This window comes from Trichormus sp. NMC-1 (assembly GCF_001858025.1).
Classification (GTDB): domain Bacteria; phylum Cyanobacteriota; class Cyanobacteriia; order Cyanobacteriales; family Nostocaceae; genus Anabaena.
On record NZ_LZQD01000047.1, the window covers coordinates 1 to 811 of the forward strand.

Annotated in this window: 1 protein-coding gene; it reads left to right on the top strand. The window is 33.7% G+C overall.

All coding sequences use genetic code 11. From position 1 onward, the window contains the following. Positions 1-24: 24 nt before the first annotated feature. Positions 25-811: hypothetical protein (locus A9Y75_RS25840; protein WP_143046519.1), on the top strand; the 787-nt coding region annotated here is incomplete at its 3' end.

Consider the following 811-nt stretch of genomic DNA (forward strand, 5'->3'; position numbering starts at 1 on the left):
GAAAACGTTATACCGCATTATAAAATGAAGACTGCTACATTAATTATATTTACTCTGATCTTTTTGACATGTTGTGGACAGACAAACGAAAAGCGAGCAATAAGACAGACTCAAGATGTTACAGCTCCGCCTGATATCAGCAAATTGTGGAACGAGCAACTTCATAAACTAAGCTTTCTCAGACAGGTAAACCTTGATGAAGCCAAAAAAATGACAATAGACCTAAGTTCAATTCTAGCATATGACAAGAATGAAAATGAATATTTGTCAAGGTTTATAGGAGCATTTGGACAAAACTATCAAAGAATAGACTTATTAGTTGTTTCAGCTAAACACATTGGACAGCAAACATACTCTTTGGAGCTACTTTGTAAATTTGGAGAGACTATCGATACATTGGCAGGCGAAATTCTTCTAAAAAAAGCATTTGAAATTACTGACAATATTCACACAACCTTCGTTTTTTCATACGACTATAAATTCTGTTCTGAAGACAATAATGTTTGCCTAAAGGGGACTAACTCAACCAGCTTCTATATTGAAGATAACATACCTAATAACTATTGGTATGAAGATGGGAGTTTTAATGATTTAGTTCGAACTTTCGTTGGTACACTTACAAAAAAAGCAATAGACAATCCAGTAAACTGTGTTTTTGCTGTAAGTCCAGCAGGTCTTTATAATTATTTACCATTTTGTGAAGGCTTATATACAGTTGACGATAACGAGAATCCAGAATATTATTACATAAGCGATAAATACAAACAGTTTGGTTGGCAAGACTATGATTACAGAAACCCCAAAAAAGAAC